Raw genomic sequence first — 8408 nt, forward strand, 5'->3', positions numbered from 1 at the left:
CGCGGTGGCGCCGACGGCTCCCGTGCGGGAATAGGGTTGTGCAGTGACCCCCGACACCCGCGCCACCCGGACGGCCGGTGTCGCCTACGCCGGAGCCGCCTATCTGCTCTGGGGCGTGCTGCCGCTGTACTTCCTGCTCCTGCAGCCGACCGGGCCGTGGGAGATGGTCGCGTGGCGGGTGATCCTGTCGCTCGTCTTCTGCGCGGTGCTGCTGACGGTGCTCCGCGGGTGGCCGGCGTTCCTCGCCATCGTCCGTCAGCCGCGGCTGCTCGGATGGACGGCGCTGGCCGGGCTCCTCATCTACGTCAACTGGCAGGTCTTCGTCATCGGCACGCTCAGCGGCAACGTGGTCGAGACGTCCCTGGGCTACTTCATCAACCCGATCACCACCGTGCTGCTCGGGGTCTTCGTGCTGGGCGAGCGCATCCGCCGCCTGCAGTGGGCGGCCATCGCCATCGCCGGCCTCGCGGTCGTGGTGATCGTCGTCGCCTACCGCTCCTTCCCCTGGATCGCGCTGTCGCTCACCGCGTCGTTCGGGGTGTACGGCCTCATCAAGAAGAAGATCGGTCCTGCTGTCGACGCGGTGAGCGGCCTCACGCTGGAGTCGTTCTGGCTCGTCCCGATCGCCGTGGTGCAGCTCGTGATCGTGGCGGTCACCCCACCGGGGATCACCCTGGGGGCGAACGGCTGGGGGCACACGGTGCTGCTGGCGTTCGCCGGCGTGGCCACGGCCGTGCCGCTGCTGCTGTTCGCGGCGGGCACGCGCCGCGTGAACCTCACCGTCATCGGCATGCTGCAGTTCCTCACGCCGATCCTGCAGTTCGTGATCGGTGTGGCGGTGCTGCACGAGCCGATGCCGACCGAGCGATGGATCGGTTTCCTGCTGGTGTGGGTCGCGATCGCGGTGTTCGTGATCGACCTGCTGCTCGCCGGGCGACGCGGTCGTCGCATCGTGCGCACGGAACCGGTGTGATCCCGGGGCTCCGCCGCCCCGAAACCCGGTGTCGGATCGTTAACGCACCGAGACACTTGCATCTCCTGCACGCCGATATCTCGCCCTAGTGTTAGAGCACCCGACTGTGGTCACAAATCCACGTTCAGTTACGCAAGGGAGCATCATGAACGCACTGAAGGGTTCGCGCACTGCGAAGGTCTTCGCCGGGATCGCGCTGATCAGCGCATCCGCCATCGTCATCGCCGGCTGCAGCAGCACGCCGAACGCGGAGCCGTCGGAGGGCGGTGGCGACAAGCCCGCCGCCGACCTCACGCTCAAGCTCGGTTCGCTGCTGCCCGCCACCGGATCGCTCGCGTTCCTCGGCGCCCCCATGGAGGCCGGTGTCCAGCTCGCCGTGCAGCAGATCAACGAGGCCGACGCCGGCGTCACCATCGACCTCACCACGGCCGACGAGGGTGACCTCGACAACAAGGCGTACGAGACCTCGATCACGAACCTGCAGAACGAGGGCATCACCGCGATGATCGGTGCCGCCTCGTCGAGCGTGACCAAGCTGATCCTCGACGGCAATGCGGGCGCCGGCATCCTCACGGTGTCGCCGTCGAACACCTCGCCGGACTTCACGGGCATCAACCCGCTGTACTTCCGCACGGCTCCCAGCGACAACCTGCAGGGCGAGGTGCTCGGCAACCAGATCGCGGAGGACGGGCACAAGACGCTCGGCATCATCTACCAGAACGACCCGTACGGCACGGGGCTGTTCGAGGCCATCAAGGCCACCTTCGAGGGCACCGGCGGCCAGGTCGTCGCCGATGCGTCGTACAACCAGGGCGACGGCCAGTTCAACGCCCAGGTGTCGGAGATCGCCGCGGCCAAGCCCGACGCCGTCGCCGTCGTGTCCTACGACCAGTTCGCCACGATCGCGCCGCTGCTCGGCAACGCCGGCATCGACACGGGCTCGCTGTACCTCGTCGACGGCAACCTGAAGGACTGGGGTTCGGACATCCCGGTCAGCCTCGAGGGCTCGAAGGGCACGCGCGCCGGCGCCGAGCTGCCGCAGGACTTCCTCGACCAGCTGAACGAGGTCTGGACCGCCGAGGGCAACGACCCGATCGACGCCGTCACCTACTCGGCCGAGGCGTACGACGCGGTCATCCTGATCGCCCTGGCAGCCCTGCAGGCCGGTTCGGTCGAGGGGGCGGACATCGCCGAGCAGATGATCACGGTCTCCGGCGGCGAGGGCGACGGCGAGAAGTGCAAGGACTTCGCCGAGTGCGCCGCGATCATCAACGACGGGGGCACGCCGGACTACGACGGTCTCTCCGGTGAGATCACGTTCGACGAGAACAACGACCCGAAGGGCGCCGCGATCGGCGTCTACGAGTTCGGGGCGGACAACACCACCACGCGCCTCAAGTAAGACGCACGTGAAGGCCCCGGGCTCCGGCTCGGGGCCTTCGTCATGCCGCGCGGCAGCCGACGTCGCCGACGCGCTGCACGCAGGCGCGAGGCGACGGCGACACGGCAGCGCGCGGGCGGCGGACCGTCCACCGGAGAGCGCGCTCCCGCGCCGCGGCGCGGGGCATGCGAGAGGGCCCGGCGTCCATGGATGCCGGGCCCTCTGCGACCGGACGGGATCAGGCGGCGTCGGTGCCGAGCGTGCCCAGGTACAGGCCGATGACCTTCGGGTCGTTCAGCAGCTCGCGACCGGTGCCCTCGTAGGCGTCGCGACCCTGGTCGAGCACGTAGCCGCGGTCGCAGATCTGCAGGCAGCGGCGCGCGTTCTGCTCGACCATGATCGTCGTCACGCCCGCCTTGTTGATGTCGGAGACGCGGATGAACGCGTCGTCCTGACGCACGGGGGAGAGGCCGGCCGACGGCTCGTCGAGCAGCAGCACCGACGGATCCATCATGAGCGCCCGCGACATCGCGACCATCTGCCGCTCACCGCCGGAGAGCGACCCGGCGCGCTGCTTGAGCCGCTTGCCGAGCTCCGCGAAGATGCCGGTGACGAACTCCAGCCGCTCCGCGAAGATCTTGGGGTTCTGGTAGAGCCCCATCTCCAGGTTCTCCTGGATGGTGAGCGACGGGAACACGTTGTTCGTCTGCGGCACGAATGCGACACCGCGGCGCACGAGCTTGTCGGCCTTGAGGCCCACGATGCTCTCGCCGTTCACGGTGATGTCGCCGTCTCGCACGTTCACCATGCCGAAGATCGCCTTCAGCAGGGTCGACTTGCCGGCGCCGTTCGGGCCGATGATGCCGATCAGCTCGCCCTTCCGGGCGATCAGGTTCGCGCCGTTGAGGATGTTCACGCCCGGCAGGTAGCCGGCGTGCACGTTCTTCAGCTCGACGACGACGTCGCCGGTCGGTGCGGTGCTCTCGGCGGGGGATGCGGTGCTCATGCCTTGTCCTCCTCGGCGTCCTCGGCTTCGACCTCTGCTTCGACCTCGGTCTCGAGCTGCTCGCGGAACCGTTCCGCGTCGGCTTCCGAGATCACCGGGAGTCGGCCGGTGACAGCGCCCAGATCCACGTCCTGGTGGGCGCCGAGGTAGGCGTCCACCACCGCCGGGTCCTCCATCACGGTGTCGGGCGGGCCTTCGGCCACCACACGGCCCTCGGCCATCACGACCACCCAGTCGGCGATGTGCCGCACCATGTGCATGTCGTGCTCCACGAACAGCACCGTCATGCCCTCGTCCTTGAGGTCGAGGATGTGGTCGAGGAGCGACTGGGTGAGCGCGGGGTTCACCCCGGCCATCGGCTCGTCGAGCATCACCAGGGTCGGGCTGCTCATGAGCGCGCGCGCCATCTCCAGCAGCTTGCGCTGTCCGCCCGAGAGCGATGCGGCGAAGTCCTGCTCCTTGGCGTCGAGCTTGAACCGCTTCAGCAGCTCACGGGCTCGCTGCTCGATCTCCAGATCCTGCTTGCGCCAGAGGAAGGGGAACAGACCCGCCCAGAAGCCCTCGCCGCGCTGATCCTTCGCACCGAGCTTCATGTTCTCGAGCACGGTCAGCAGAGACAGCGACTTGGTGAGCTGGAACGTGCGCACCTGGCCCATCCGCGCGACCTTGAACGAGGGGATGCCGGAGAGGTTCTTCCCGTCGAACGACCAGGTGCCGCTGTTCGGCCGGTCGAAGCCGCACAGCAGGTTGAACAGGGTGGTCTTGCCGGCCCCGTTGGGCCCGATCAGCGCCGTGATGGCTCCGCGCGGGATCTCCAGGTGGTCGACGTCGACCGCGGTCAGGCCGCCGAAGCGCCGCTGCACGGCGTCCACGACGAGGATCGGATCGACCTTCTTCACCCCTGGGGCCGCAGGCCCGGCGGTGAGCCCCGTCGTCTTGACGCGGGGCGTGCTCTTCGCGGGCGTGACCGCCGCGTCGTTCTCACTTGACAAAGGTCATCTCCCTCTTGTTTCCGAGGATGCCCTGCGGGCGGAAGATCACGATCAGCATCAGCACGATGCCGATGAGGATGTAGCGGACCACGTCGGCCTGGGCGCCCGACATCGGCAGGTAGCCGGCGTTCGCCATGGCCGGCAGCAGGGCGCCGAGGAAGGCGAACACGATCCAGAACAGCACGGCACCCAGCGTCGGGCCGAGCACGGTCGCCGCTCCACCCAGGAGCAGGATCGTCCACAGGAAGAACGTCAGCGAGGTGGAGTAACTGCCGGGGATCACCGCCGACGGCAGGATGAACACGATGCCGCCGAGGGCGCCGATCACGCCGCCGACCACGAGCGCCTGCATCTTGTACGCGAAGACGTTCTTGCCGAGCGAGCGCACGGCGTCCTCGTCTTCCCGGATGCCCTTGAGCACGCGGCCCCACGGGCTGCGCATGAGCGCCCACACGACCAGCACGGCCAGCGCCAGAGCGAGCAGGCCCACCACGCGCACCCACAGGTCGTTCGCGTTGTAGGTCCACGGGCCGAAACCGTAGGTGCCGGTCGGGAAGGGGTTCGCGTCGCGGAAGCTCTGGTGGTAGCCGGAGAGTCCGCCCGCGGAGTTGGTCCAGTCCTTGAACAGCTCGGTCACGAACATGAGCCGCACCACCTCGGCCGCCGCGATGGTCGCGATGGCGAGGTAGTCGGCGCGGAGACGCAGCGTGGGGATGCCGAGCAGCAGCGCGAACAGCGCTCCGCCCAGCACACCGACCAGGACGCCGGCCCACCAGGGGAACCCGAACGTCAGGATCGAGATCGCGTAGCCGTACCCGCCGATGGCCATGAAGGCCGCCATGCCAAAGTTCAGCAGGCCGGTGTAGCCGAAGTGCACGGCCAGGCCGGTGGCCGCCAGGGCGTAGGCGATCGTGGTCGGGCTGAACAGATAGGAGGCGGTGTTGCCGAAGATGCTTCCGAAGTCCATGTGTCAGCCCAGCCTTTCCTTGCGTCCGAGGATGCCCTGCGGTCGCACGAGCAGGATGATGATCAGCGCGACCAGGGCGCTGGCGTACTTGAGGTCGGAGGGCACGCCCAGGAGCGTCGACACCTCCACCGCGAGCCCGACGATGATCGAGCCGATCAGGGCGCCGATGGCGGAGCCGAGGCCGCCGAGCGTGATGGCGCAGAACATCAGCAGCAGCATCTGCATGCCCATGTCCCACTTCACGCCGGGGCGGAAGTACGCCCACAGGATGCCGGAGATCGCCGCGAGCATGCCCGCCAGGATCCACACCGTCCTGATGACCTTGTCGACGTCGATGCCGGAGGCCGCGGCGAGCTGCGGGTTGTCCGAGATGGCCCTGGTCGCCTTGCCGGTACGCGTGCGGGTGAGGAAGAACGCGACGCCGAGGATCACGATGATGCTGGTGGCCATGCCGATCATGTCGATGTACGACAGGGAGATCGGGCCGAGGCGGATGGGCTCGGGGCTGGCGCCGGGGAGCTGGTACGTATTGCCGCCGATGATGTACTGCAGCGTGTAGCGCAGCGCGAGCGAGAGGCCGATGCTCACGATCATGAGCTGCACGACCCCGAGGCCCCGTCGACGCAGCGGCTTCCAGATCCCGGCGTCGAGCGCCCAGCCGAGTGCCGCGCCGCCGATCACCGCCGCGATGATGCCGGCCCACAGCGGCAGCTGCCAGAAGGTGGTGAACACCAGGGTGATCACGGCGCCCCAGGTCACCATCTCGCCGTGCGCGAAGTTCGACAGGCGCGTGGTGCCGTAGATGAGCGCAGCGCCCATGGAGGCGAGGCCCAGCAGCAGCCCGAAGTTGAGGCCGCCGACGATGCGCGACAGCAGCTGGTCGAGGAACGACACGGTGACCCGCTCGCCCGCGCCGAGGAAGAGGTTGACGATCTTGGTGCCGGTGAGGCCGAACTCGAGCTCGAACGAGGCGGTCGTGCCCGACACCGGCTGGATGCCCTCCGGCAGCTGCGTGGCGTCGACGATCACCCCGTCAGGGAGCGTCGACTCGTCGACCGTGAGCGTGTACGTCTCCTTCTCCGGCACGTACAGCCGCCACTTGCCCTCGGCGTCCGTCTTCGTCTCGGCGTCGAAGCCGTTGCCCTCGATGGTCATCACCACGCCCTCGACGGGCTCGTCGGCGTTGGTGACCACGCCGGCGAAGTAGAAGTCGGTGACCTCCTGGCCGTCGTCCGTCGTGTCGGCGGATGCCGCTGAGGGAGGCAGCAGCAGGGAGGCTGCGAGCGCCATGAGGATTCCGAGGAAGACGAAGGCCCTAGGGCGCTTTCGCGGTCCGGCGATTGTTGTGGGTCCCACGCAACCTCCACTTTGAGTGCTGTCTCCGCGGGCTCGGGTGTGATCCGCGGGGATGGACGACGCACTTGAGCGTAATGGGCGATCAGCGATTCACCTACCTCGACGGCCAACGGTCCTGTAACGACGGGCTGCTGGGAATGTTCTCGGGCGTGTCTCGCTTAGAATCTCCATACGGGTCACGCTCCCGCACGGCCGACGTCGACCACCCCCACGTACTCGGATTCGCGCCACTCGCGCAGGAGGAGATTCCATGGACCAGCACGATCCCTTCGGCTTCGTCGGGCTCACCTACGACGACGTCCTGCTCCTGCCAGGGCACACGGACGTCATCCCGAGCGAGGCCGATACGTCGTCGCGGATCACGCGTCGCATCTCCGTCGCGACGCCCCTGCTGTCCAGCGCCATGGACACCGTGACCGAGTCGCGCATGGCCATCGCCATGGCGCGCGAGGGCGGCATCGGCATCCTGCACCGCAACCTGTCGATCGCGGATCAGGCCGCGCACGTCGACCGCGTCAAGCGCAGCGAGTCCGGCATGATCACCGATCCCATCACCACGACCGCCGACGCCACGGTCGAGGAGGTCGACGCGCTGTGCGCGAGGTACCGCATCTCGGGCCTCCCCGTGGTCGACGCCGAGGGCCGTCTGGTGGGCATCATCACGAACCGCGACATGCGTTTCGTCTCCGGCTTCGAGCGGCAGACCACGTTCGTGAAGGACGTCATGACCAGCGAGAACCTCGTCACCGCGCCGGTCGGCGTGGCGGCGGGTGAGGTCATCGCCCTGTTCGCGAAGCACCGGGTCGAGAAGCTGCCGCTGATCGACGAGGACGGAAAGCTCGCCGGTCTCATCACCATCAAGGACTTCGACAAGAGCGAGAAGTATCCGCTCGCCACCAAGGACGACCAGGGCCGGCTGCGCGTGGGCGCGGCGATCGGCTTCTTCGGCGACGCGTGGGAGCGCGCCGAGGCACTGCGCGACGCGGGCGTCGACGTGCTCGTGGTCGACACCGCCAACGGCCAGTCGCAGGGCGTGATCGATCTGGTCAAGCGCATCAAGGCCGACGAGTCCTTCGCGCACATCGACGTGATCGGCGGCAACGTCGCCACCCGCGAGGGCGCGCAGGCGCTCGTCGACGCCGGTGTCGACGCGGTCAAGGTGGGCGTCGGGCCCGGATCGATCTGCACCACCCGCGTCGTGGCCGGTGTCGGCGTGCCCCAGGTCACCGCGGTGTACGAGGCGTCGCTCGCTGCGCGGCCGGCCGGGATCCCCGTGATCGCCGACGGCGGCCTGCAGTATTCGGGCGACATCGCGAAGGCCCTCGTCGCCGGTGCCGACGCCGTCATGCTCGGCTCGCTGCTCGCAGGCACGGACGAGTCGCCGGGCGAGATCGTGTTCCAGTCCGGCAAGCAGTTCAAGCAGTACCGCGGCATGGGGTCGCTCGGTGCCATGCAGACGCGGGGCAAGCAGACGTCGTACTCGAAGGACCGCTACTTCCAGGCCGACGTGCCCAGCGACGACAAACTCATCCCCGAGGGCATCGAGGGCCAGGTGCCCTACCGCGGCCCGCTCTCGGCCGTCGCCTACCAGCTCGTGGGCGGCCTGCGTCAGTCGATGTTCTACGTCGGCGCGCGCACGATCGAGGAGCTCAAGCAGCGCGGCAAGTTCGTGCGCATCACCTCGGCCGGGCTCAAGGAGTCCCACCCGCACGACGTGCAGATCGTCGTCGAGG

Annotated in this window: 7 protein-coding genes; 3 read left to right on the forward strand and 4 right to left on the reverse strand. The window is 68.3% G+C overall.

The features are described 5' to 3' along the window. Positions 1-43: 43 nt before the first annotated feature. Both rarD and M3C17_RS18260 read left to right on the forward strand, forming a co-directional pair. On the forward strand, positions 44-973 hold the full coding sequence (gene rarD / locus M3C17_RS18255) for an EamA family transporter RarD (RefSeq protein WP_259979475.1): 930 nt from the start codon (positions 44-46) through the stop codon (positions 971-973). Between the two features lie 145 nt (positions 974-1118). Continuing rightward, positions 1119-2375, forward strand: coding sequence for an ABC transporter substrate-binding protein (locus M3C17_RS18260; RefSeq protein WP_259979476.1), 1257 nt, complete (start codon positions 1119-1121; stop codon positions 2373-2375). A 217-nt stretch (positions 2376-2592) separates the two neighbouring features. Here the strand turns inward: M3C17_RS18260 and M3C17_RS18265 are convergent, their stop codons facing one another. The 4 genes from M3C17_RS18265 to M3C17_RS18280 are packed head-to-tail and all read right to left on the reverse strand — an operon-like array spanning position 2593 to position 6609. After that, positions 2593-3360: an ABC transporter ATP-binding protein gene (locus M3C17_RS18265; RefSeq protein WP_259979477.1), complete on the reverse strand. Its 768-nt coding sequence runs from the start codon at positions 3358-3360 to the stop codon at positions 2593-2595. Continuing rightward, complete coding sequence (locus tag M3C17_RS18270) at positions 3357-4352, reverse strand: ABC transporter ATP-binding protein (RefSeq protein WP_396820500.1); 996 nt, start codon at positions 4350-4352, stop codon at positions 3357-3359. Before M3C17_RS18270 ends, M3C17_RS18265 begins: the two co-directional genes overlap by 4 nt. Then, a complete protein-coding gene (locus tag M3C17_RS18275) occupies positions 4342-5319 on the reverse strand; it encodes a branched-chain amino acid ABC transporter permease (protein ID WP_259979478.1) in 978 nt (325 codons plus the stop codon). The genes M3C17_RS18270 and M3C17_RS18275 overlap by 11 nt, the downstream gene beginning before the upstream one ends. Before the next feature lie 3 nt (positions 5320-5322). Beyond that, complete coding sequence (locus M3C17_RS18280) at positions 5323-6609, reverse strand: branched-chain amino acid ABC transporter permease (RefSeq protein WP_259979479.1); 1287 nt, start codon at positions 6607-6609, stop codon at positions 5323-5325. A 316-nt stretch (positions 6610-6925) separates the two neighbouring features. Between M3C17_RS18280 and guaB the strand changes: the two genes are divergently transcribed. Next, a partial coding sequence (gene guaB, locus M3C17_RS18285) for an IMP dehydrogenase (RefSeq protein ID WP_259979480.1) occupies positions 6926-8408 on the forward strand: 1483 nt, incomplete at its 3' end.

It is taken from the genome of Microbacterium sp. p3-SID336, assembly GCF_025143365.1.
In the GTDB taxonomy this organism is placed as follows: Bacteria; Actinomycetota; Actinomycetes; order Actinomycetales; family Microbacteriaceae; genus Microbacterium.

Coding starts and splice junctions, on each gene's coding strand:
- M3C17_RS18260 (WP_259979476.1), top strand. CDS start 1,119: ATGAACGCACTGAAGGGTTCGCGCACTGCGAAGGTCTTCGCCGGGATC.
- M3C17_RS18265 (WP_259979477.1), bottom strand. CDS start 3,360: ATGAGCACCGCATCCCCCGCCGAGAGCACCGCACCGACCGGCGACGTC.
- M3C17_RS18275 (WP_259979478.1), bottom strand. CDS start 5,319: ATGGACTTCGGAAGCATCTTCGGCAACACCGCCTCCTATCTGTTCAGC.
- M3C17_RS18280 (WP_259979479.1), bottom strand. CDS start 6,609: ATGGCGCTCGCAGCCTCCCTGCTGCTGCCTCCCTCAGCGGCATCCGCC.